At 43.9% G+C, this 22,831-nt stretch carries 20 protein-coding genes; 5 read left to right on the forward strand and 15 right to left on the reverse strand.

Annotated features, from left to right (window positions below):
* Positions 1 to 77 precede the first annotated feature (77 nt).
* Positions 78 to 1,612 (forward strand): IS3 family transposase gene (locus PK654_RS21545; RefSeq protein WP_443088717.1). Its coding sequence is split into 2 segments (ribosomal slippage): positions 78 to 531 and positions 531 to 1,612, totalling 1,536 coding nucleotides; the frame shifts between segments, so codons are not numbered across the junction.
* On the opposite strand, the gene PK654_RS21550 is transcribed toward PK654_RS21545, so the two are convergent.
* The 5 genes from PK654_RS21550 to PK654_RS21570 all read right to left on the reverse strand — a co-directional run bounded on the left by PK654_RS21550 (position 1,554) and on the right by PK654_RS21570 (position 7,798).
* Complete coding sequence (locus PK654_RS21550; protein ID WP_271699492.1) at positions 1,554 to 2,021, reverse strand: hypothetical protein; 468 nt, start codon at positions 2,019 to 2,021, stop codon at positions 1,554 to 1,556. The two genes, PK654_RS21545 and PK654_RS21550, sit on opposite strands and share 59 nt — an antisense overlap.
* Before the next feature lie 65 nt (positions 2,022 to 2,086).
* Positions 2,087 to 2,698, reverse strand: a complete 612-nt coding sequence (locus PK654_RS21555) for a condensin complex protein MksE (protein WP_069501894.1) — start codon at positions 2,696 to 2,698, stop codon at positions 2,087 to 2,089.
* Positions 2,685 to 4,115 (reverse strand): hypothetical protein, encoded by a 1,431-nt coding sequence (locus PK654_RS21560; RefSeq protein WP_271699495.1) that lies wholly within the window; start codon positions 4,113 to 4,115, stop codon positions 2,685 to 2,687. Before PK654_RS21560 ends, PK654_RS21555 begins: the two co-directional genes overlap by 14 nt.
* Positions 4,108 to 7,026 (reverse strand): DUF1749 domain-containing protein, encoded by a 2,919-nt coding sequence (locus PK654_RS21565; protein ID WP_271699496.1) that lies wholly within the window; start codon positions 7,024 to 7,026, stop codon positions 4,108 to 4,110. The genes PK654_RS21560 and PK654_RS21565 overlap by 8 nt, the downstream gene beginning before the upstream one ends.
* Before the next feature lie 7 nt (positions 7,027 to 7,033).
* Positions 7,034 to 7,798 (reverse strand): Wadjet anti-phage system protein JetD domain-containing protein, encoded by a 765-nt coding sequence (locus PK654_RS21570; RefSeq protein WP_069501900.1) that lies wholly within the window; start codon positions 7,796 to 7,798, stop codon positions 7,034 to 7,036.
* A 142-nt stretch (positions 7,799 to 7,940) separates the two neighbouring features.
* On the opposite strand from PK654_RS21570, the gene PK654_RS21575 reads away from it, so the two are divergent.
* The 3 genes from PK654_RS21575 (at position 7,941) to PK654_RS21585 (ending at position 11,246) form a co-directional block, all read left to right on the forward strand.
* On the forward strand, positions 7,941 to 8,816 hold the full coding sequence (locus PK654_RS21575) for a WYL domain-containing protein (RefSeq protein WP_069501902.1): 876 nt from the start codon (positions 7,941 to 7,943) through the stop codon (positions 8,814 to 8,816).
* A 488-nt stretch (positions 8,817 to 9,304) separates the two neighbouring features.
* Positions 9,305 to 10,525 (forward strand): hypothetical protein, encoded by a 1,221-nt coding sequence (locus PK654_RS21580; RefSeq protein ID WP_271699498.1) that lies wholly within the window; start codon positions 9,305 to 9,307, stop codon positions 10,523 to 10,525.
* A gap of 79 nt (positions 10,526 to 10,604) precedes the next feature.
* Positions 10,605 to 11,246, forward strand: coding sequence for a tetratricopeptide repeat protein (locus tag PK654_RS21585; protein WP_271699500.1), 642 nt, complete (start codon positions 10,605 to 10,607; stop codon positions 11,244 to 11,246).
* A gap of 76 nt (positions 11,247 to 11,322) precedes the next feature.
* Here PK654_RS21585 and PK654_RS21590 read toward each other — a convergent pair whose 3' ends face one another.
* Positions 11,323 to 11,568, reverse strand: coding sequence for a hypothetical protein (locus tag PK654_RS21590; RefSeq protein WP_271699501.1), 246 nt, complete (start codon positions 11,566 to 11,568; stop codon positions 11,323 to 11,325).
* A gap of 117 nt (positions 11,569 to 11,685) precedes the next feature.
* Between PK654_RS21590 and PK654_RS21595 the strand changes: the two genes are divergently transcribed.
* Complete coding sequence (locus PK654_RS21595; RefSeq protein ID WP_271699502.1) at positions 11,686 to 11,877, forward strand: hypothetical protein; 192 nt, start codon at positions 11,686 to 11,688, stop codon at positions 11,875 to 11,877.
* A gap of 119 nt (positions 11,878 to 11,996) precedes the next feature.
* Here the strand turns inward: PK654_RS21595 and PK654_RS21600 are convergent, their stop codons facing one another.
* The 9 genes from PK654_RS21600 to gcl form a co-directional block, all read right to left on the reverse strand.
* Positions 11,997 to 13,628: a BCCT family transporter gene (locus PK654_RS21600; RefSeq protein ID WP_271699503.1), complete on the reverse strand. Its 1,632-nt coding sequence runs from the start codon at positions 13,626 to 13,628 to the stop codon at positions 11,997 to 11,999.
* Between the two features lie 234 nt (positions 13,629 to 13,862).
* Positions 13,863 to 14,177, reverse strand: a complete 315-nt coding sequence (locus PK654_RS21605; protein WP_271699504.1) for a DUF1904 family protein — start codon at positions 14,175 to 14,177, stop codon at positions 13,863 to 13,865.
* A gap of 73 nt (positions 14,178 to 14,250) precedes the next feature.
* Complete coding sequence (locus PK654_RS21610) at positions 14,251 to 15,225, reverse strand: NAD(P)-dependent oxidoreductase (RefSeq protein ID WP_271699506.1); 975 nt, start codon at positions 15,223 to 15,225, stop codon at positions 14,251 to 14,253.
* 20 nt (positions 15,226 to 15,245) lie between these two features.
* Positions 15,246 to 15,686: a YtoQ family protein gene (locus tag PK654_RS21615; protein WP_271699507.1), complete on the reverse strand. Its 441-nt coding sequence runs from the start codon at positions 15,684 to 15,686 to the stop codon at positions 15,246 to 15,248.
* A gap of 47 nt (positions 15,687 to 15,733) precedes the next feature.
* A complete protein-coding gene (gene dhaR, locus PK654_RS21620; protein ID WP_271699509.1) occupies positions 15,734 to 17,695 on the reverse strand; it encodes a dihydroxyacetone kinase operon transcriptional regulator DhaR in 1,962 nt (653 codons plus the stop codon).
* A gap of 204 nt (positions 17,696 to 17,899) precedes the next feature.
* A complete protein-coding gene (locus PK654_RS21625; RefSeq protein ID WP_271699511.1) occupies positions 17,900 to 19,036 on the reverse strand; it encodes a glycerate kinase in 1,137 nt (378 codons plus the stop codon).
* Positions 19,037 to 19,101: 65 nt separating this feature from the next.
* Entirely contained in the window at positions 19,102 to 19,986 is an 885-nt protein-coding gene (locus tag PK654_RS21630; protein WP_271699513.1) for a 2-hydroxy-3-oxopropionate reductase, read from the reverse strand.
* Between the two features lie 14 nt (positions 19,987 to 20,000).
* Entirely contained in the window at positions 20,001 to 20,783 is a 783-nt protein-coding gene (gene hyi / locus PK654_RS21635; protein WP_271699514.1) for a hydroxypyruvate isomerase, read from the reverse strand.
* Between the two features lie 61 nt (positions 20,784 to 20,844).
* A complete protein-coding gene (gene gcl / locus PK654_RS21640) occupies positions 20,845 to 22,584 on the reverse strand; it encodes a glyoxylate carboligase (protein WP_271699515.1) in 1,740 nt (579 codons plus the stop codon).
* Positions 22,585 to 22,831 lie beyond the last annotated feature (247 nt).

A 22,831-nucleotide genomic window follows, 5' to 3' on the forward strand; every position in this document is an offset into this window, starting at 1 on the left:
AGGCAAAGCCTCCCCCTCTGGCAGGATAGTTGTCACTGTTAAAATTTAACCAGTTAGGGGCGGTAACAGAGTAAAGAATGGCTCGTTATTCCCAAGAAAGAAGAGAAGCAGTACTGAAGAAGTTGTTACCTCCGTACTCCCGGTCAGTGGCAGAAGTGGCGCTCGAAGAAGGAATTCATGAAGCAACCCTGTACAATTGGCGAAAACAACTCAGAGAATCAGGAACCGTTGTGCCAAACAGTAATACTTCTTCCGAGCAGTGGTCAGCTCAAACTAAATTGGCCGTTGTGGCAGAAACTTATTCCATGACAGAGAACGAACTAAGCCAGTACTGTCGTGAGAAAGGACTTTATCCCGAGCAGATTAAAGAGTGGCGCGGTGAGTGTATGCAAGGCTTCATGTCCAGTAAGGAACGAGAAGCCCAAGCGAAGAAACAAGCCAAAGAAGATAAAAGAGAAATCAAAGAGTTAAAGAAAGAACTCCGCCATAAAGAAAAAGCCTTAGCTGAAACTGCCGCCTTGCTGGTGCTGAGAAAAAAGCTGAGAGCCTTTTACGGGGAAGAACCAGAGGACGATTAACCTCGACCTATGAAAGGCAAAGCCTGATCACACTTATACACGAGGCTCGCCAAAGCGGCTGTAGGTTGGAAAACGCATGTCACGAAGTTGAGATAGATCTCCGAACTTACCGCCGCTGGTATCAAGATGGAGAGGTTCAGGAAGATCAACGGCCGATAGCTCCGCGACCAGTGCCAGTTAACAAGCTCACAGAGCTAGAACGACAAGCCATCATCGATGTGAGCAACAACGCAGAGTACGCAAGTCTGCCACCGACTCAGATTGTACCAACGTTACTGGACAAAGGTGACTATATAGCTTCAGAGTCGAGCTTCTATCGCGTACTGAAAGCAGCAGGACAACTTAACCGCAGAGGACGCCAGCGTAGTCGACAAAAGGCATCTAGGCCAACGAGCTACACCGCAACAGCTCCTAATCAGGTTTTTACTTGGGATATTACCTATCTCCCGTCAGGTGTCCGCGGGCAATATTATTATCTGTATGTGATAGAAGACATCTACAGCAGAAAAATCGTAGGTTACGAGGTGCATGAACGTGAATGCGGAGAGCTGGCTTCGCAGTTATTACAACGTACGCTGATGCGTGAACAGTGCTTCAACCAGCCTCTGGTTCTGCACTCAGATAACGGTGGACCGATGAAGTCGTTTACGTTAAAAGCGAAAATGGAAGAGCTGGGGATCACACCTTCTTATAGCCGTCCAAGAGTCAGTGATGATAATCCTTATGTGGAATCGCTGTTCCGTACGCTTAAGTATGTGCCAAGCTGGCCGTCTGGCGGTTTTAATAGTCTTGAAGCAAGCCGTGTGTGGGTAGAGACCTTCGCTAACTGGTACAACACGGAACATAAGCACAGCCGATTAAACTATGTGACCCCATCGGAGCGTCACAACGGTAAAGATATGGAAATCTTGAAGCATCGTGAAAGAGTGTTGATGGAACACCGAAGGCAAAAGCCAGAACGCTGGTCACGGAATATCAGGAACTGTGAACCGATCGGAGAAGTTCATCTGAACCCAGAAAAAGAAGTTGCTTGAAAACTAAGCAAATAGTGACAACTATCTTGAAAAACGCCGCTGCATAGGAAGTTCGAACAGCGAACCTTTCAGCGAGTGTAGTTGCAACAACCTTGTCTCGTGCAGAGGAAATCTCTTCAAACTTTCTTCTAACCACATCTTTCATATGGTCATGGTGTTCATGTAAATGGCATGAAGCAAAACCTCGATGGTCTAGTTTCGCTATTTGGCTTTTGTTTCGTGAGCATGAAGGACACTTCCAATCCATCGGTGTTCTGACCCACCATTTGTTCATGTGCATACCCTTTGCACCTAAGAAACTAATAATTCTTTTTGACAGAGGGGAAAACTCTGCGTCAAACCAAGGATTTCCGCCTTCTTCGTAATATTGCTCAAGCTCCTCGATACTCTTGATCTTTCGTTTTTCCATAGGAAGTCCTTTACCAACAATACTTATCTCGATTAGGTTATGCGTTTTCTTATAGGATCTATTTACTAAGGTTTTTCTGGGCTACTTATAGAAGATTCGTATTTTTTTACATGGTGTTGAATAAAAAACATACCCGCAGAACTCACTACATAATGCCCATCACCGCATCGGTACATAAAGTTACGATTCAAGAGAAAGCGCACGCATGCATCCCAGTCATCTTTTGGCATTAGTGCCCCTCGAATACGGTCATACTGCTCATTTCGTTTGATCTCATCTATATGTTTAGCTTTAAGGCCAAAATGTTCATTGGCTAAATCATCTAGATCGAAACTTTTATCAGTCCAAAACCTAGCTATCACTAAAAGCAATGCTTGTACCTTAGTAGCATTTTCGTCCGCATCTTCTGAACTATCATCTTTACGAATGTGAAAAAATTCGCCTCCAGAGTTAAAAACCAGCTCAAACCCAATGTGCTTGTAAAGGAGGCTATAATGACTATCCAAATGCTTATATAGCTCTGTATACAAAGGGTTCTCAATAAACTGCTGAGTATATGTTTCATAAATGCGCTTAGTGATCACTTTGCCAGACGAGAACTGGGAGTAGACTTGCTGACTGAGTTCGAGGTCAGCATAGTCGAAAGTGTTAGATATTAGGTTATTAGTCGTATGCATAAGTCTCTCGTACCTCCAATTTTATTTTTCTGTACTTAAACACATACCCACCTACCGTTATCTCATGAAAAATATTAGTAACTCTTGGAAGATGGTTGTGAAGGTTTAACTGGCCTACTGAATTTAGAGTCATTAGGGCTTCAAGAAGGTCAAGTATTTGGTAATCGTCCAACAAGCCCTCTAGCCTATCGCTCACTACTTTTATTAAATCATCACAATGCTCGAATCTCATCGAATACATTAGTTGCTTAACCTGTTTCACCCTTTCCAAGCGCGTGTCTAAACTATTATCTTTAGAGCTCTGTAAAAGAGATAAATCAAGCTGATTAACAAGTTTGTAATCTTCAAGCTTCGTGGTGATGTCCGTGGTTATATTATTAAAGTACGACTGTGAATCACTCAGTCGGAGGTCTTTGGGACGAGGCTGGTTCATCAAACCACAAAACAAACCTGATGTTTGAGCAAAATCTGAACTGATTCTTTTACGCCTTAAGTCCTGTTGTGTTTCTTTTAAATATTCCACTAACTCAGAAAATGCATTTTCGATTGCATTAAACTGGGTGAGCCTTTTCCTTGAGCGAGCTAAGAACTGATCAATAGATGTAGATATACGACTTATGTTTTTATGATAAGCATTAAATGAAATTGCATATCGGAGCATGGTCGAAGCTTCACTATCTAAACTATGCACTTCAAACAACCTTTTAAGCTTTTCCAGACATGCCAATAAATTTGCCCCATCTCTAAGCACCACTTTCTCATCCAGAAAAGCTCTAGTGGGTAGGATATGTCTCACCAAAAGGTTTGATATATGTTCAATATTGTCTTTTTGTAATGCTTGTACGACATTAGGGTTGGTAGCCTTCAGGGCTTTCTCACTCTGTTCGCTCAAGTCCCTATTCACATCTTCCATGCGAGTAAGGTTTCTACGAATTAGACTTTGCAGAGCAGCAAGAGCTCGAAACAAAGCTCCCAATGCCTCCTTGTAGTCCAAGTCTTGGGGGCTAAAATCAAGGCTACCACTGTCAAACCTATCAGTTAGCTCCCTTAATGCAACAAGCCTTGTGTTTAACTCTATATGGGTAAGTTCTTGGATTAAGCTTCTATCAAACAGTCTAAAAATGTCCAGTACTGCTTTATCGAAAAACAGCCTCCCAGCACCTTCGAAATGATCAAAATCAGACAAAATATGTGAATTAATCAGATTATCCTTTGAAAAAGCTACTCTGACAGCATTTTGCTGAGTTGTATCTCCTTCCAGCGTTTTGAGACACTTAAATACAGCTGCATTAAAATCGTATTCGCGTACATACGATTCACCATATGTATCCATTGACCTTATCGACTCAAGCATGATGGCTTTATACTCCATCATTAACTTAAATGTCGGAAGTGTATCTAGAACTTGGCTATTCATCAGTCTCTCCAAAAATACACATCTGATCTTCCTTCGCTACGCTTGGTTTAATGATGTACTCAGGTTCACTAGTAAAGGCAATCTGACGCTCAGGATGATAAGGAAGACTTGTTTTCATCGAGTCAATTTTGAAGTAGTAGCCAAAGAGTAATATCAACTCACTAGATACTGAATGTGTAGATGCACTTAGTACTCTAAAACCCGACTCATTGAGTTGTGGCAAAAGCCACTGAAATTGCGAGAGATCTACAGAAGCTCCCTCATCTATAATTAATGGGAAGAATACTTTACAGCTCGATTGCTGGACAGATTTTAGTAACACTTCAACTAGTTTGATGTTTATTAGCATCACTGTCGAAGTGGACTGAGATTTTGTTTCAAGACTCTTCGCGCCCTGTTTTTTAACATGGTAGTTGATTCCCGTGAGTATCTTTTCCATAGTTAAAGTTGATGCCGTGCCTTCATCAAAAAACTCTTTACTAAAGGTCTTGAGTCGATCCACAAACTCAGTTGAAAGTCGGCTATCGGCATATAAGTCAATGTGTGCTACCTCTGCCAATAGTGCTTCGAATCGACTATTAACACCGATTTTAGCTTTTACTTCCGATAAATCATTTATGGTCGCTTTCTTAAACTCAGTGTTAATAAACCCTTCAAAGCTATCAATTAGCTGTCGGTTTTTCTCAAGTTCAGTAATGATTCCATGAATCTCACTCTTAAGGGCAACAAACTGCCTTTTCAGATTAGCTATCTCTTCATCCACATGTACAAATTTTGACTCAATCTGCTTATATGTATGACGAATTTGTTCATCAGAAAGATTCGCGGTAAACAAGTCGTCATCATTGTCGATGACACCTTCTTTAACCAAAAAATGTATATTGGATGTAACGCCACTACGCGCCTGCACTTTTGCTAATAGTGCATTTTCCAGACTTTCAAAAAACTGTTCCGACACTTCAACGCTTTCAACACTTAGCTTCTCCAGTGGAAAATCTACAAGTTGATGTCGAGCTAGGCTATTACTCACTCTCTGGCTCAAGCCTTTAAGTTTTTCTAAATTTGAGTTGAAGCTACTTAAACTCTCCTTTGATTCAGCTAGATCCCTTTGAGATATGTCTAGACTATTTTGGGCTTTAGATAATGAGTTTTCAGCTTCTTCAACTTGTTGGGTTAAAGATCGTACTTCCTCATTGGCATAGTTAGCAGTTTGGAGGTTGAACTCATAGCTCTTAACTTTGGTAAGTTCACTGTCATATCGTTCTAGTTTACGCTGTAACCTAGCTATTTCAGTTTGAGTAAGGATATCGCTTTGGTTGCCAATTTTCTCTAACTCATGCAACTCATCCTCAAAAGCAGCTAAGTTCTTAATTCTCTGCTCAAGCTCTTCTTCTGTTGAATGTTCTTCAATCAAACTGGCAATATTTAGAGTCCTATCAAAGAAACGATATTGCTGATTATCTCTTTCAAAAAGAGCTAAAAATCCTTTAAAACGATCTAACTCTGTTTCTGTTAACCTACGACCAGGGTTAGCTTTGGAAATAATACTATTTATCGAAGATAGTATTTGATAGTCGCCGATCTCTAACTGCTTTGATAAGAAAAATTCTTTTAACTCTAAGCTTCGATTAAGTATTCTGATGTGCCTATTTTCATCTGCTATCAACGTCTTCAATTGATCAATGCGCACCTTCCTTTTAGATGCATCTTTTAAGTTGTCGAGATTGGATACCTCTTCATCAAGCTCTTCAGCAAGGATCTCTTCAATTTCAGAAATAGGCTTTCCAAAGTAATCATCGATGATCCTTTTCGCTGTATCTAGCTGAGGTTGTAGTTTCTCCAATTTCGCACTTTCCTGTTTAAGGGCTCCCTTCAACTCATTGAGGTGTCGTTGTGCGTCATCGCGAAACTTTTGGTTATTCTTGTTCCGCTCAAGCGCCAGATGTATCTGGTCTTCAAGCAACTTGTGTTCTTTAGCTTTAGAGTCCAACTCCCCTCTAAGCACACGATCAAATTGCAGCAACTTAGTTTCTGCACTTTGGTTGTCTGTTAAAGTGGCGTACGAGATAGAAAGTTCTTCAAATTTTGGTTTTAGATTTTTTACTTTCTGTAGATGAAGTTCCTTATCGCCAAGCATCTGGTTTCTATTCAAAAACTCATTGATATCAAGGCTTAATTCATCTTTACGCTCTTTCTTAGTAGACTCAATGATGTTGGCAATAGCCAGCCTAACAGCATCGGAACCAGTCTTCATATCAAACAGGAGCTTAACTAACGCTTTAAAGGAGTTAATACTGGCATCATCTAACTTGCTCAATGGAAATAAGCAATAACGCATAGCATTTACATCAAGTAAATCATTTGCATACAGCGCTTCTTTGATTGCTTGAGGACGCTCAATAGTCTTAAAGTGCTTAGGATCTCTTTCTTTTAATGCTTTCTTTACATAGTCGATCGATAGGTTTTGTACTGCGCCTCCTATACCATCTTCTCCAACACTTGAATCCCAAAATAGATCTTTTATGTTCTGGTAAGGAAGAGATGTAAACATCCTTTTGTAAGACTTAGACTCACCTCTATACAGAACCTGACAGTGTGGAACTGGGCCGCCAAGAAAATTCTCACATTCTAAAATCAAGAAACTCGATCTACTTGGGAAATAATGCTCATAACTCTCATCATCCGTATAAGGTTCACCTTTGTTATTCATGAACCCAAACTTTTGAAAGCTCTTCTTGAAGTTTGTCTCTGGCAGTAGAAACAACCGAATCGCATTAAGTATTGATGTTTTACCAACATTCCCCTTCGCAATTATGATCCCACCATTTCTAAGATCGATTTCTGCGATAGCCACCCCCACAGAGTCGACAACAATCAATCTTGAAATACTTATGCGAAAATCTTCCATCATCTTATCCTTATGGTAGTAGGGCTTCTTGTTCCAAAAATGCTCTATGTGTATGTAACAATTGTTTTTCTTGTTCGAGGTTTAACTCACTGGCAATAGAAATCGCTTGTCGCCACTCAGAAACAGACTTGGGCTTCAAATTGAAAAACGCTTCAAACTTGCCCCAATCAACTGGCGAAAGCCAATGGCAATCTGACACGTTCATTGCTAGTGTTCTAAAAATCTTCAGACCACCTAGATCTAAGTCTCCCGCTACGTAGATCCGTTTGTAGTTCGTAAGAAACTTTAAATTTAGGCTGTTATTGATTTGTGTCCCTGCACCAAACAAAAAGTCAGTGTGCTCAATCAACTCTTCACGTCCTATGCTTTCCATAAAAGACATGTACCGATAAAAATTCTCTATGTTCTCAATGACCACAGCTTGAGCGTTCAGCTTGGGTAAGGAACTAATCACCCCACCTTCTGATGAAACAATCACATATGGAGTATTCGGAAAACTAGTCGTGTTAAGTAAGAGGATATGAGAAAAACTTGTATTAATAGCGTGTGATTTGCCTTGCTTAGCGCCATCGGTTCGACTTGAAATATCCTTTGTATAGAATGAGGTGTGACGCTCCTCATCTAACACCTCTAGCACATGTCCTTTGCTTACACGCTTTGCTTCATAGATGGACATCCACTGTTCAGGGTCTTTCAAACCAAGCTTCTCAATAAACCCCTTCAAGTTTATCGGCAAGCCTTCTTCGATCTTGGATAAGTAATCATTGACGTTCATTGTAGTCCTCAACAGCCAGAAATTTATACCATAAGTAACACGTCAAGCAGCATTGCTAAAGTCAACTAGTGTCATATTACACTGGAATCAAATGATTCGTTAGAGTAAATTAGTACAGTTCATTTTGATAAGGGTAATCATTGTGCGTTGTGTCGAATCTCCGCAAACCAAACGCCTAAGGCTTATCGATTTCTATCTCTGCTTCTTTGGGAAAGTTAATCGCTCCGACCTTATTCAGCACGGTGATATTGCCGTTGCTACAGCAAGCCGCTCTTTTAATGCTTACAAAGAACGTTTTCCCGACAACACGGTTTTCAACGAAAGCTTGCGAGCATACATGAGGTCAGCATCGTTTAGCCCAGCTTTTGAGCATGACCCAGAAGCAGCTCTGAGGTTAATAGCATGGGGTCAGGAGCTTAACTCCATTCCAGTAACAACTTATGGTGTAAGCAGCTTTGCGACGGTGTTGGATTCACTATCTATTGATATCGTCTCTCAAGTCACAAGGTCAATTCTGAATAAGCACTGTATTTCTGTCCTGTATAGTTCCTCAACTAGCACCGAGACTAGAACTCTGACGCCTCATTCTCTATTCAAAGGACTTGGAGCTTGGCACATCCGTGCTTGGGACAGTAAAAGACGTAAATTCCTGTGCTTTAGAATCAGTCGAATTCTTAAGGCTCAACAAACTGACTGCTCATACGACAAGACTATAGAGGACGATACTCTTTGGAACCGTGACGTTGTCCTAAGTGTTGCACCGCACTCTAAGCATGAAAATAGAAATGACCTAGCTATTGATCTTGGTATGGAGGGTCAATACGTGCGAAACATTACAACCAACGAAGCGTTAGCTGGTTACGTGCTCAATGACCTCCACGTAGACGGCACGCCTAATGCTTCTTTGCCGCCGCATGCCTTTAACTTGCAGTTGATGAATAGACACGAGCTAGAGCATGTTGACTCTATTCGAGCCCTAGTACCTGGATTTATACAGAACAAAGATGATAAAGCTTGAAGTAAGTAAGCCCTGAGCATATTGAGTTGTTTACACAAACAAGCGGCTGATTCATTACAAACTCGCGGTTCGTAAAGTGCGGTTCGGGTTTTACGAACTGAACAATCACTCTAATTGAGAGAGTTCTATTGAAAAGAGAGTTTTCAACTTAGTTAACCAAACCTGCTGCCTTCATTAGCCATGAAGTGATGGAGTTTCCAACTTGGTTATTTTTGAGGAGTATTCCAGATGGTTGATTTAGAAAGCTAGCGAGTTTCCATCTTAGTTATCTATGATCATCAGTTTTATTGATGTTTATTGAATGATTAAAGGCGAACCATTGGTTCGCCTTTTTGTTTTTGGTTTTCTCCACCGGGATTCTAATTTCTGGCATAGCCTAGCATTTCTTTTGCAAACATCATTGGTTGATAAATTCCCGAGCTATACTAACAAAATACTCAATAACGATTTATGTGAGTAAAACGGTTCGGTGTTTTGGGAGATATGCAATGAAACTTTCACTGTTAGTTAAAAAGACTTTACTTGGTTCGGCCTTCGTTGGCCTGTTGGCTTTAGCCCCGGTTACGCTCGATTTTGACGACGCTACATTCAAATACAACAGTACATTTGCAAAAAATGATAACAGTAACAATGGTAATGGGCGCGGAAACAGTAGTGAAAAGAGTAATGGAAATAGTAGCCAAAACGCCAGTTCTGGTGCTAGTGCCAGTGCCAACGGTAAGGGTAAAGGTTACGGTAACAGCCAAAATAGCAGCAACGGTAATGGCAACGTCAATGGATTAGGTAACAACAAAGGTTCTTTAGCAAGTGCTTTAGGACGTTTGAATGCAGCACACGCATCAGAAAACGGGCTAGCTCATGCATCTGCTAAATCTGTTGTCGGGACTCTGGCACAATACCGGGACGCAGTTCTGGCTTCAAGCGTATTAACTGATAAATTAAATGAGCTTTCCGAGACTATTCAAGGGCTAGAGGACGAGATTGCCAGTTATGATATTGCAACATTAACAGCAATTAGCGAGCAATTGAATGCAGATGCTCTCGAGGCTTCGGAAGCTCTGGACGATGCACAGGAAGCAGCCGATGCAGCACAAGCTGAGGCAGATGCAACACAGGCTACTGCAGACACTGCTCAAGATGATGCAGACGCTGCTCAGGTTGCTGCTGACACCGCTCAAGATGATGCAGATGCTGCTCAGGCTGCTGCTGACACAGCTCAAGCTGATGCAGATGCTGCTCAGGCTGCTGCTGACGCTGATCCAACAAATACCGATCTCGCTGATGCTGCCGCTCAAGCTCAAACCGATGCAGATGCTGCTCAGGATGATGCAGACGCTGCACAAACCAGTGCTGATACCGCTCAAGCTGATGCGGATACTGCGCAGGCCACTGCTGACACTGCCCAAACTGACGCTGACACGGCAGCCACAACGGCTGACACTGCGGCTGATGAATTAGCGGCTGCTCAGGTTACCGCAGATACCGCACAAGCCGAAGCTGACGCAGCTGCTCAGGAACTGGCACAGGTTGAATCTGAAGTTGATGCGTTAGAAATTGAACTGGCCGCCGCCGAGCAAGAACAGATCACCACACAGGAAGAACTTGATAACTCAGCTCAGATTGAAGCCGATACTCTCGCTTCAACAGCTAATAAGGAAATCACCGATGAAGTGATTGTCGCGACCCAAGAGTTATTAGGTATCGAATAGCAACCTCCACTAACCAAACCGTACACAGTCTGTTTATTAACTGCTGTGTACGGTTAATTTCAGTCCAGGACGCATAACCATGATTTCTCTGTACCGAAATCCTGCCAGTATTTTAATCATCATCTTACTAATGCTAAGTGGATGCACTACCTTACCCAAAAGTGTTTCACACAATATGGAAATGGCGAAACAAGGTGATGCTCAGGCGCAATACCGATTAGGCCTGGACTACACTAACGGTTTTGGCGTGACACAAAATTATGCAACAGCAACTGACTGGTTTTTAAAGGCTGCACAACAGAACCAGATCGATGCTCAGTTCATGATGGGTGTTGCCTATGCCTCTGGCCGGGGTGTTGAACGTAACGCAAAATCAGCTTATGAGTGGTTTGATAAAGCAGCAAATCAAGGCCATAGCGCGGCCTTATATCAAAAAGCAGAAGCCTTAGCCAACGAACGTGGTATTAGCAAAGATTTGGAAGCAAGCCGCAAATACTACAGAATGGCAGCGCAAAAAGGTCATCTGGAATCTAAATATGCACTTGGTGTTTTTTTGATGACCGGACGAGGTGGTAAAAAAGATCTCATCTCAGGTAATGCATGGGTTTTAGCAGCAGCTAATGATGGTCATGAAGAGGCGAAAACCTTGTTTAACACAACAAAGAGAAGCCTTTCTCCTTCTAACTTAGAGAGAGTAAAAAAACTGGCCGAAAACCTGTAATCCAGCTGTTCATCGACAGAAACGTTATTAACGTTATTCGAAGCTATTCGAGCTATTCGGGACACACACTTCATCGTTACCGGAAATTGCTTAGTAGTTTATTTACTGCATAACTAGCTAAACCAGAAATAAATAGCACCGCCAGCCAAAATACCGGAGCCGAACGCTTATATTGAGGAACAAAGTCAGCATCAGCCCCGCTACAAGTCATTCCCCAATCACTTGAACTGCCACCAGCGTCCATACACGCATCAACACTGAAAAATGATAACAGTGACAAGGTGCAAAGCAGAAATACGATAGTTACTATTATTCGTTTCATTTTCATAGTGCCTCTTTCGACTGGATTACCTCTCACGGTATCAGGCTATTTTTCATAATCAAAATTATCTGACTATGTAGGTTTTGTTTGTCCCCGTTCACGACTGTTATAAGGTGAGTGTTTGTAAACTCAACCAGTTTTGTACTGTCTGAGCCTTTCCCCAGAAAGGCGAGTTACAAAACGGTAATGAATAAGCCTAAAACAACAGACAAAACCAGCGGCTCTTTTGGTGACTTTTGCAGCCGCAGGCAAAAGTTACTCGCCCGGGCAGGGGCGAAACAAGAAGGCGGGGTAGAAAAACAGAATTAGCCAACGTCCGATAGTAAATTTAAGCTCAGGTATACACTCCAACGCACAGCATTGGAGCGAACGCTTGAGATAGAAATTCCCATGCCAAAAGGCATGGGAGTGAAAGCTTACAACTTCAATTAGTTTTGAGTCACTAAACCCGGCTCAGGAACTTCTTGTGGTTTAGGCTCGTTATCGTGAGCGATTTCAATATAAATACGACCATTTTTTTCTGCTTGAGGAAGGCCTTCAGGGCAGTCCAGTTTTAACTGTTTAATAAAGGATCTGACAAGAATACCGACCACAAATACCAGCGGCAAACCGGTTAGTATAGAGACCGTCTGTAAGGGTTTCAGAGAGTCCGGATTGATAAAATACAGGCCCAGAGAGACGACACCAGCCAGAATTAACCAGAAAGCTACATTCCATTTCGCCGGATCTTCGTCCTGCCCCAGTTCTTGTTGAGTTGCCGCTGCCAGTGAGTATCCAACCGCACAGTGACCGGTAATGTAGGAAATCAAAGTAATAAGACCAAATGCAGGCACAAACAGCCATGCAACCGGCAGGTGTGACAGCATTTCAATCACTACCTGACCACGTCCGGACTCATTCATTACCGTCATTAGATCGGCTATTCCATTGGTTTGCAGGTGAATACCGAAACCGGGCAGTACCATATAGAACATGATGCACCCCAATGAACCGCATATTAGTCCACCCATCACCAGTTCACGTATGGTACGGCCACGGGAAATCTTGGCAATAAACATACCAAACGGCATTGAATAGACCACCCACCATGCAAAATAGAACACTGTCCAGCCTTGCGGGAAGCCGGTATCACGAATCACGTCGGTGACAAAACTCATGTAAACAAAGTTCTGCAACATTAGGCCTAAACCATCCACTGACTGGTTAAGAATAAAGGAGGTTGGACCCAAAATAACGATTAGCGCAAGCATCACAAGATCCATACGTACGTTCCATTCACTTAGTACCGCTACCCCTCGCTTAAGGCCAAAAATAAGCGCCACTAACGGGATAAAAGTCCAAAGGAAGATAACAAAGGTATCGAGAAACGCATTGCTTTGCTCCATTCCTAGGAAATAGACCAATGCGCCGGATATAAGTGGTGTACCCAATGCCAGTGACGTCATTACACCGCCAACCAGACCGAACATATATAAAAAGTTCAGAATATGTCCGGGAGCTCCGTCAGAGCCGTTTCCCAGTACCGGGCGGGCAAACTCACTGATTTTCATTGTTTTTTGTTTGCGTACATAGAAGAAGTAAGCGATAGGAATAGCAGAAGCGATATACCACGCCCAGGCGGAAGGCCCCCAGTGGAACATACCATAGGCGGACGCCCAGCGGGCAGCATCAGCAGAACCGGCTTCAATGCCAAACGGAGGAGCCTGCATAATCCAGATCCACTCTACTGCCCCCAGATAGAGAACACTGCCACCCGTACCAGAGGTAAATATCATTCCTAACCAGGTAAAGGTCTTGAAATCAGGTTTCGCTCCCCGTTCACCCAGCACAATGCTGCCGAAGCGGGACATCGCCATGTATATGCAAAACACCACAACCGAAAAGGTAGCGATCAAGAAAAACCAACCTAGCTCATGTGTGGTGAATGAGTGAATTTCGCCGAGAGTTTTTGCGCTACCTTTGGGGTCAAACAGAAAATAGATACCCATTAAACAGGTTACAACAAGCGCGGGGAAAAAGACCGCCCTATCTATTGCACCTTTATTAGAAGCAATTGACATAATTCATTCCTTGGTTATTTTAATTTGTAAGGCACAGATAATTATATTGTCTCTATATAACCAGTAAGAGTTATTTCTGCATTTAAAGTATGATTAATAGACAACTTTCACAGCTAACTTACACTATTTATTGATAAAATTTCCCATTGTGATAAAGAACAAAATATAGCCAATATTTATCACTTCATGTTTCTTTATGAAATAGCAACATTTCAAGTTGAAACAAAACACCAATTAATACTTGTATGTACGCTCTCTATCCAGATTTTCAAAATAAACACTTAGTGACTTAATACCGGCAGCCTTAAAGTGTTTACTAATGATGTCTGCGGCACCCTTTTGCTCATCTGACGAACGCTTAAACCAAAATACCTTTATATAGGGCTTTGAACGGCCATTCTCTCCGTCAACGATAATCTCACCGCTCACAGGCACATAAGAAAAGCGCTCTCTGCCAATCTGACAAAAATCTGCCAGCTCAGAGGTTAAATCTGTACTTATTTGTTTGATGGTTAGTTCATCGACGGAACGACACTCAATACGAGGCATATTCTTCTCCAAAATGTAATTATGTCGCCAACGTTAAGTTAGCGAAAACAGTAAAACTCGATACAATTTATTTCTAACCAAGAGCAGCCACATTACTATTATCTGTAAGTATTCCGGCTTCTAAATTAATTAATTTAACATTATCGCCCCTATTTAATTTAATCAGTTTATTGACAGCATCATTAAACATTAAGCGATGGGCATCATAAGTTGCGGTTGCGCTATGGGGACTTAAAATAACATTGTCACATTGATGTATCGGAAAGCGAGACGGAAGACAGGACGAATTTTCATTTACAGGATAGTTATACCAGACATCGCTGGCAAAACCTTTTAGCTGCTCATTATTTAACGCGTTATATAAATCCTCTTCAACAATAATATCGCCTCTGGCAACGTTTATAAGATACTTGTTGGCCAGATTGGCTAATATTTCCTTATCTACAGCACCATAGGTTTCATCAGAAATAGGCACGCATACAAATAGGATATCGCACGCCTTTGACAACTGGTAAAGATCCTCAACAGGATTGATGCCGGCAAATTGTTCACCACGGTCAATAGCATAAAACTCACAACCAAAAGGGGATAACAACTTATGAATATACCGGCCGATATGACCATAACCATAGATGCCGATACGTTTCCCGCTCAGACTGTCCCACTTTACCCGGTTTACAGGGTCATTGCGGGCAGACCAGTCTCCGCTTTTCATGTTCAGGTGGTAGGCTAATGTCTTGCCGAGTAAAGCCATGGTTAAACAGACGGCCTTTTCTGCCACAAAACAGGAGTGAATATGGGTATTTACGACTTTCACCCCTCTTTTGCGGGCTTGGGCCAGATCCATTCTGTTCACTCCGGCAAACGGAATGGCTACCGCCTTTAACTTAGGCATCTTATCAAAGTGCTGTTTGGTCATTCTGCCGTCAACAACATATTCAATTTCGGCAAAATCTTCCTCTGCCGCTAATAAGATCTGCACATCAGGCGGTATGTCCGGAGAGTTAAGATTAGAACGGTATTTATTATCTACTATATAGATTTTCATGCTCATGGAATCTGACGGCCCTAGCTGGCAGTCAGATAAGTCAGGATCTCTACCACCTGTTCAGGTGTTGTCGCCCAGCCCTGAGCTGAACCATCAACTTCTTTTAATGGATGGGTCAGGCTTTCATCATGCAAAGTGATATAAGGCTTGTTAAGGGCGGCACAATAGCCGGCATCAAAAGCAGCGTTCCATTGGCGGTACTTTTCACCAAAGCGGATAATGGCTAAATCACAACGCTGAATGGCGTTCTGGATACGGATAGCATTTACCTTGGCAGATTTATGATCGCGCCAAAACGATGAACTTTCTGCTCCCAGACAATCACCGGCAGCATCACTGCTTTCATGGTCCGTGACAGCAGAACTAAACACGATGTTCAGTCCCTGCGCTTTACAACCTTCTATAATTTGCTCACGCCAATCAGTGTGTATTTCACCAGAAAGATAAACATTGAACTGCATATTTGTTTCCTGAATTTAAGTTAGTTGTTAGGTATTACCAGACTCAGCTAAACAGCCTCCTGCTCACTGTCGTCTTTGTTAATTTCGTACTTTTTAAGTTTGCGCCATAATGTTGTACGGCCTATTTTAAGTGCCGCTGCAATATCATTAATGCGCCCGTCAAACACTTCCCATGCTTCTTTTATCGCCTTTCGCTCTAACTCTTCCAGACTCTGGATAGATGCTCCCCAGTACACCTCTTCCTGACCGCTTTTACTGCTGAGTAACTGGCTGGGTAAATCATCAATATCGATCAGGTTGCGACGACGGTTCAGTACAATTTTCTCAACCTTGTTTTGCAGCTCAGCAATATTGCCCGGCCAGGAGTAACCACATAAGGCTTCTAGTGCAGGCTCCGACATAACAATATCGACATTAAAACGCTTCTTCATTCGCTTTATCTGCCGGTCAACATAAGCAGGAATATCTTCCTTACGTTGCCTTAACGGTGGAATCATTAACTCGATTGCCCCAATGGCATAGTAAAGCTGACGGCGGAAGTTATGCTTGCTGACATACTGTTCAAGATCGACATTGGTACTGGTAATAAGCTGAAAGTTCACCGGTATCATCCGGCTACTGCTATCACGCACAAGTATGTTGGTTTTCAACATCTGCAACAGTGCTGACTGAGCCTCTTCCGACAGGTATTCCACCTGCTCCAGATACAAGGTTCCGCCATTCGCCAGCTCAAACTTAGAAGCAGCCCCTTCACCCTCATCAGTACCAAACAGGGTCCGTAACATATTTTCCGGAGCGATGCTCTTACAGTTTACCGTCAGGAAAGGCCCTTCACTGTTCTGGCTGTAATTATGCAGCGCCATGGCTATCTGGCCTTTGCCTACTCCGCTTTCTCCGCGCAGCAATACCGGATCTTTTACCTTGGCGGCACGTTTAGCCAGCGTAATAACCTGCTTCATCTTCTTCGAGTGTGCCACCAGAGAATCAAAGCTAAGATCGGCATTGGCACCTAACTGGCGCTGAGCCAGACGACGAATAGTTTCAAGAGGGTGAATAAACAACAAACAGCCGCCATCACTTAACGGGCGTAATGTCGCCAGAACTTCAATAAAATCACCCTGACATTCAATAATCACATCTACATGAGATATCTTCTTCCGCTGCTCCCAGCCATTTTTTAACGCCGGCGGCAAAGTCACCATTTCACGAAATGGTTTATAAAGCACTTTGTCTTTGTTCAGCTTCAGCTTTTCAGAAGCCACTTGGTTTACAAAAGTAATCCGTTCATCTTTGTCCCATGAGACAACACCGTCATCCATGCACTCAAGCACGGCATTTCTCTGACATAAGATCTGATTAGACTCAGTAAGTGTCTTATCGATCAGTAACTGGCTGGCAACTTCTTTTGCACATGAGTTAATAAGAGACGCATCAGAGTTCTTATGATCATTCACCCGGGTAAAAATCATTAACGCCGCTCTGGCTCTTCCCTGCTCATCAAACACCGGAGAGGCATGGCCGCTGTAGCCATGTAAGCGGGTATTAAAATGTTCAGCAGCAAAAATAGACTCTGTCTCATGGGTCTGTAAGCAGAGGTTTATCGCATTGGTACCCAAACGTCCTTCGCTCCAGAACGAGCCCTTACTGATGCCCATAGAGCTCAACTCCTGAAGCAGCTCCGGATGACCTAGTATTGACATAGTACAGCCTGTCTCGTCGGTCACCAGAAAGCAGCAGTGGCGTGACTCCATATACTCATAGGCATCTTCCAGTACCGCTTCTGCAATGCAGGTTACCGCAAGGTTGCGCTTGTTAAAGGACTCTAACGTTGTCCCGGATGCAATGTGCGGCTTATGCCATTCATAGGCATTGCTCTGTCGCAGGCAACGCTCCCACGATTCAAGAATCGGCGAGCTGGAAAACTGGGGAGCAACCCAGTGGTGTTTCTGGAAAAAGTCCCAGCGAGTTTGCGTATCGGTTAATCGGCTTTCGATAGCGCTTGAGTTCATAGTGTTATCTCCAGAGCATTAAGTTGATCATCCGTAGGGTAGAAAATCATCGGACGCTGAAGTTATCGGGTATCGTAAACTACACCTCACCCTGTCTGTGATCTGTGATGACCAGACAGAACCGGAAATACCGTGCTAGAAATGTTTCATTTTGAGACATTACTTTATGCATCAATAATAATATCCGATATAACGTGTAGACGGCTACTTAACCAGAAGCTCAAGTACACCCGCAAGATTCTGCGCAGTGTAGCGTACATTTTGCTCTGCATTTGTTAGTGCTTCTTCCAGACTGCAAGGCTTGCTCAATACTGAAAAACAGCCATAAATTCCGGCAGAGCGAAGGGCTAAACAGCCATCACCTAAAGCACCGGCCAGTGCAATTACCGGAATGCCTTTACTCTGAGCCAGACGCGACACACCTACCGGCGTTTTTCCATGAATGGTCTGGCCATCAATGCGTCCTTCACCAGTGATAACCAAATCAGCGCCATGCAGTTTTCTCTCTAACTCCACCGCTTGCAACACAATCTGGATGCCGGGTTTAAGCTCTGCCTGCATAAATGCCATTAAAGCGGATCCCATTCCCCCGGCAGCACCGGAACCGGGTTGTTTCTCGACATCGATAGCCAAATCAGACTTGATAATGGTGGCGTAACGCTGCAAGGCATCATCAAGCGCCTTTATCATCTGCGGGCTAGCTCCTTTTTGTGGCCCGAAAACCGCGCTGGCACCTTTGTCTCCAGTGAGGGGATTATCAACATCACAGGCACAGATAAAGCGGGTATCAGCAAGGCGTGGATCTAGTCCTTTTACATCCATAGATGCTAGTTCGAGCAAGCCTTCCCCATTTGGTGACACTGGTTTACCGTTATCCGCCAAAAAGCGTACTCCAAGCGCCGACATCATCCCCATACCGCCATCGTTGGTCGCACTACCACCGATAGCCACTATGATATTTTCTACCCCCAAATCCAGCGCAGCACTCACCAGTTCACCGGTACCAAAACTCGTGGCAACCATTGGGTTACGCTGCTCATAAGGAACCAGCTCTATACCGGAAGCGCTGGCCATCTCAATGACAGCGGTCACTCCATCACCTAAAATTCCGAACTCAGCCCTGACGGGCGTACCTAACGGTCCGGTTACGCTTACTTTATGGCGCGAGCCATTAGTGGCATCCACTAAAGCACTCATGGTCCCTTCGCCGCCATCAGCAACCGGGACGCAAAGGCACTCAATATCAGGCATAACATCGGACAAGCCGTCAGCAATAGCGTTTGCTACCTGTTTGGCACTCAGGCTGTCTTTAAATGAATCAGGAGAAATGACAACTTTCATTGGGGGATATTCCTTCAACTTAAAAAAAGGGCTGAGGTCTTACCCAACAGCCCAAGGAGAGTGAGTTAATCACGAATTGAGTGATTACTCATATGCTCGATCGCTTTGATCATCGCAGAGTGGTCCCAGTTAGCACCATCCAGTGCTTTACAGGTATTGAATAACTCTTGAGCATTGGCCGTGCTTGGCAGGTTCACACCAAGTTCCTTTGCGCCTTCCAGTGCATTATTAAGATCTTTCTGATGAAGAGAGATACGGAAGCCGGGATCGAATGTGCCTTTAACCATACGCTCACCATGCACTTCCAGAATCTTAGATGAGGCGAAACCGCCCATTAGTGCCTGACGGATTTTGGCAGGATCGGCGCCCGCTTTAGATGCAAATACCAGTGCTTCGGCTACCGCTTCAATGTTCAGGGCTACGATGATCTGGTTGGCCACTTTACAAGTTTGACCATCACCATTACCGCCGACTAAAGTGATGTTCTGACCCATAACGTCAAACAGAGGTTTTACCTTAGCGAAGGCCTCATCACGGCCGCCGACCATGATAGACAATGTGCCTGCAATAGCGCCCACTTCACCACCAGAAACAGGCGCATCCAGATACCATGCACCAGCAGCTTCAACACGCTCAGCAAACGCTTTAGTCGCGATTGGTGAGATGGAACTCATATCAACTACGATCTTGTCTTTCGCCAGACCTTTTTCTACGCCATGTTCAGCAAACAGTACTTCTTCAACCTGCGGTGTATCCGGTACCATGATGACAATGACGTCAGCAGCTTCAGCGACTGCAGCCGGGTTTGGACAGGCATAGCCTTTGTCTCCCAGCAGTTCAGCAGGTGCTGCTTCAAAGTGTTCAGAGAAGTAAAGGGTATAGCCGGCATCTTGCAGGTTTTTTGCCATTGGCTTACCCATAATGCCTGTACCGATAAATCCGATTTTCATTTTCTGCTCCAAAATTAAATTAAGTTATGATCTTTAAGCCAGCCAAGGCCCGCTTCAGTGCCGTTTGCCGGTACATATTCACATCCCACCCAGCCTTGATAACCAATGTTATCCAGATGCTTAAACAGGAATCCGTAGTTCAGTTCACCTGTGCCCGGCTCATGACGACCGGGATTGTCGGCCAGTTGTACGTGAGCGATCTGGGCTTTGTGATCGGTTAAGGTGCGGGCAATGTTTCCTTCCATAATTTGCATATGGTAGATATCGTACTGGTAACGGATATTTGAGCTGCCCGTTGCTTCGATAATACGCAGCGCCTGCTTAGTTGTACTGACACAAAAACCCGGCATATCCTGGGTATTAATTGCTTCTACAACCAGAAGGATATCTGCCTGCTCTAATAAGTCGGCAGCGTATTTCAGGTTCCCTACAAGAGTCTCTTGTGCAACGTCCATAGACAGATCTGCCGGAACCAGACCTGACAGGCAGTTAACCTGCTTACACCCCAACACTTTTGCGTATTCAGTCGCTTTATCTACACCCTGACGGAACTCTTCAACGCGCTCCGGCAAACAAGCAATACCACGCTCGCCATTGGCAAAATCACCGGCAGGCAGGTTAAACAGCACCTGAGTTAAGCCAAACTTATCTAGCTCAGTTTTAATTGCTTCAGCTTCAAAGTCATACGGAAACAGGTATTCCACACCTTTAAAACCTGCTTTTGCCGCTGCTTCGAAACGAGCCATAAAGTCCATTTCAGTAAACAGCATGGACAGATTTGCAGCCATCTTAGGCATAGTTTCTCCTCGTCTATTTTTATGACCCGGATAGCCATCCGGGTCTGGTTAGTTCAGAAAATTAAAGGTCAATAACTTCTTCGAATTCAGTCACTTTATCGATGTCCGGACCCATTGCGATGTTGGTTACACGCTCAGTGATAACTTCAACAACCACTGGTACCCTGAATTCAGCCATCATCTCTTTCGCTTTTTCCAGCGCAGGCCCAATCTCTTCAGGATCGAAAACACGGATTGCTTTACAGCCAAGACCTTCTACAACAGATACATGGTCAACACCGTAGCCATTCAGCTCAGGGGCATTAATGTTTTCGAACGAGAGCTGTACGCAGTAGTCGATATCAAAGTTACGTTGCGCTTGACGAATCAGTCCCAGATAAGCGTTGTTAATCAGGACATAGATAAACGGCAGGTTAAACTGCGCACCAACAGCAAACTCTTCTACAAGGAACTGGAAGTCATAGTCACCGGAAACGGCGACAACCGGCTTGCTTGGGTCTGCCTTTACAACTCCAAGTGCTGCTGGCAATGTCCAGCCCAGCGGACCTGCCTGACAAGCATTGATCCAGTGACGTGGTTTCTGAACACGAAGGAACTGGTTAGCAGCAATTTGCGCATTACCGATAGTCGCGACATAACGGGTATCCGGACCGAATGCTTTGTTCATCTCGTGATAAACACGTTGTGGTTTAACCGGTTTCTGATCGAAATCTTCACGGCGTAACATTGTACGCTTACGCTCTACACATTCGCCCAACCACTCTGTGCGCTGCTTTAATTCACCGTTGTCGCGCATCTCTTTCGCCACTTCAATGAAAAGCTTAAGTGCCGAGCCAGCATCGGATGCAATACCCAGATCAGGTGCAAATACACGGCCAATCTGAGTAGGTTCGATATCAACATGAATAAACTTACGACCTTTGGTATAAGTCTCGATAGCACCCGTGTGGCGGTTGGCCCAGCGGTTACCGATACCAAATACAAAGTCAGATTCAAGGTAAGTTGCGTTACCGTATCTGTGGTTTGCCTGACATCCCATACGGCCAACCATCAGCTCATGGTCATCACCAATCACACCCCAGCCACGCAAAGTCTGAATCACAGGTACACCAGTAATTTCTGCGAACTCGCGGAACAGTTCAGATGCGTCAGCATTAATGATGCCGCCACCAGCAACGAGCAGAGGTTTCTCTGCTTCGTTCAGCATCTCTAGTGCACGTTTAGCCTGAGCTTTTGTCGCCTGAGGCTTATGAGGTACCAGCGGCTCATACAGATCAATATCAAACTCAATTTCTGTCAGTTGTACGTCCATTGGCAGATCTAATAAAACCGGGCCGGGACGGCCGGAGCGCATCTCAAAGAAGGCTTTCTGGAAGGTACCCGGCAGCTGTGCCGCTTCCAGAATGGTTACCGCCATTTTAGTAACCGGCTTGGCAATAGACTCAATATCTACCGCCTGAAAATCTTCTTTATGCAGTTTGGCAACAGGTGCCTGTCCTGTAATACAAAGAATTGGAATCGAATCGGCAGATGCTGAATACAGGCCGGTAATCATATCTGTGCCAGCCGGACCTGACGTACCGATACAAACGCCAATGTTCCCATCAGCGGTGCGGGTGTAGCCTTCCGCCATATGTGAGGCACCCTCTACGTGGCGTGCCAGAACATGGTCGATGCCACCCAGCTTTTTCATCGCTGCATACATAGGGTTGATAGCCGCGCCCGGTACACCAAATGCGGTATCAACACCTTCTTTTTTCAATATTAGAACTGCTGCTTCTATTGCGCGCATTCTAGCCATAATTCCAATCTCCAAAGTTTATTATTAGTTAAATAAAGGCTCAGGCAAGTTTATTTAAGGTAGCTATCAACCTATTTATTTAGTGAACATGGAAATATACTTCTGTTATTTCCAAAACCTGAAAGAACCTTTATTAACCATCTTCATTCTTCATATTAAAGCGCTAATTTTTCCGCACAATCGTGACACTTTTTGTTTCAAATCGAATCGCAACAGATACGCCTGAGTTTCAATTTGAAACGCAGCT

The sequence above is a fragment of the Vibrio sp. SCSIO 43137 genome (genome assembly GCF_028201475.1).
GTDB lineage: Bacteria > Pseudomonadota > Gammaproteobacteria > Enterobacterales > Vibrionaceae > Vibrio.

Bases quoted from the DNA above. Each gene is read 5' to 3' on its own strand.
- PK654_RS21555 (WP_069501894.1), bottom strand. From the start codon at position 2,698: ATGCATACGACTAATAACCTAATATCTAACACTTTCGACTATGCTGAC.
- dhaR (WP_271699509.1), bottom strand. From the start codon at position 17,695: ATGAACTCAAGCGCTATCGAAAGCCGATTAACCGATACGCAAACTCGC.
- PK654_RS21615 (WP_271699507.1), bottom strand. From the start codon at position 15,686: ATGCAGTTCAATGTTTATCTTTCTGGTGAAATACACACTGATTGGCGT.
- gcl (WP_271699515.1), bottom strand. From the start codon at position 22,584: ATGGCTAGAATGCGCGCAATAGAAGCAGCAGTTCTAATATTGAAAAAA.
- PK654_RS21590 (WP_271699501.1), bottom strand. From the start codon at position 11,568: ATGAAACGAATAATAGTAACTATCGTATTTCTGCTTTGCACCTTGTCA.
- PK654_RS21565 (WP_271699496.1), bottom strand. From the start codon at position 7,026: ATGATGGAAGATTTTCGCATAAGTATTTCAAGATTGATTGTTGTCGAC.
- PK654_RS21585 (WP_271699500.1), top strand. From the start codon at position 10,605: ATGATTTCTCTGTACCGAAATCCTGCCAGTATTTTAATCATCATCTTA.
- PK654_RS21570 (WP_069501900.1), bottom strand. From the start codon at position 7,798: ATGAACGTCAATGATTACTTATCCAAGATCGAAGAAGGCTTGCCGATA.
- PK654_RS21605 (WP_271699504.1), bottom strand. From the start codon at position 14,177: ATGCCTCGTATTGAGTGTCGTTCCGTCGATGAACTAACCATCAAACAA.
- PK654_RS21550 (WP_271699492.1), bottom strand. From the start codon at position 2,021: ATGGAAAAACGAAAGATCAAGAGTATCGAGGAGCTTGAGCAATATTAC.
- PK654_RS21560 (WP_271699495.1), bottom strand. From the start codon at position 4,115: ATGAATAGCCAAGTTCTAGATACACTTCCGACATTTAAGTTAATGATG.
- PK654_RS21630 (WP_271699513.1), bottom strand. From the start codon at position 19,986: ATGAAAATCGGATTTATCGGTACAGGCATTATGGGTAAGCCAATGGCA.
- PK654_RS21600 (WP_271699503.1), bottom strand. From the start codon at position 13,628: ATGTCAATTGCTTCTAATAAAGGTGCAATAGATAGGGCGGTCTTTTTC.
- PK654_RS21625 (WP_271699511.1), bottom strand. From the start codon at position 19,036: ATGAAAGTTGTCATTTCTCCTGATTCATTTAAAGACAGCCTGAGTGCC.
- PK654_RS21610 (WP_271699506.1), bottom strand. From the start codon at position 15,225: ATGAAAATCTATATAGTAGATAATAAATACCGTTCTAATCTTAACTCT.
- PK654_RS21580 (WP_271699498.1), top strand. From the start codon at position 9,305: ATGAAACTTTCACTGTTAGTTAAAAAGACTTTACTTGGTTCGGCCTTC.
- hyi (WP_271699514.1), bottom strand. From the start codon at position 20,783: ATGCCTAAGATGGCTGCAAATCTGTCCATGCTGTTTACTGAAATGGAC.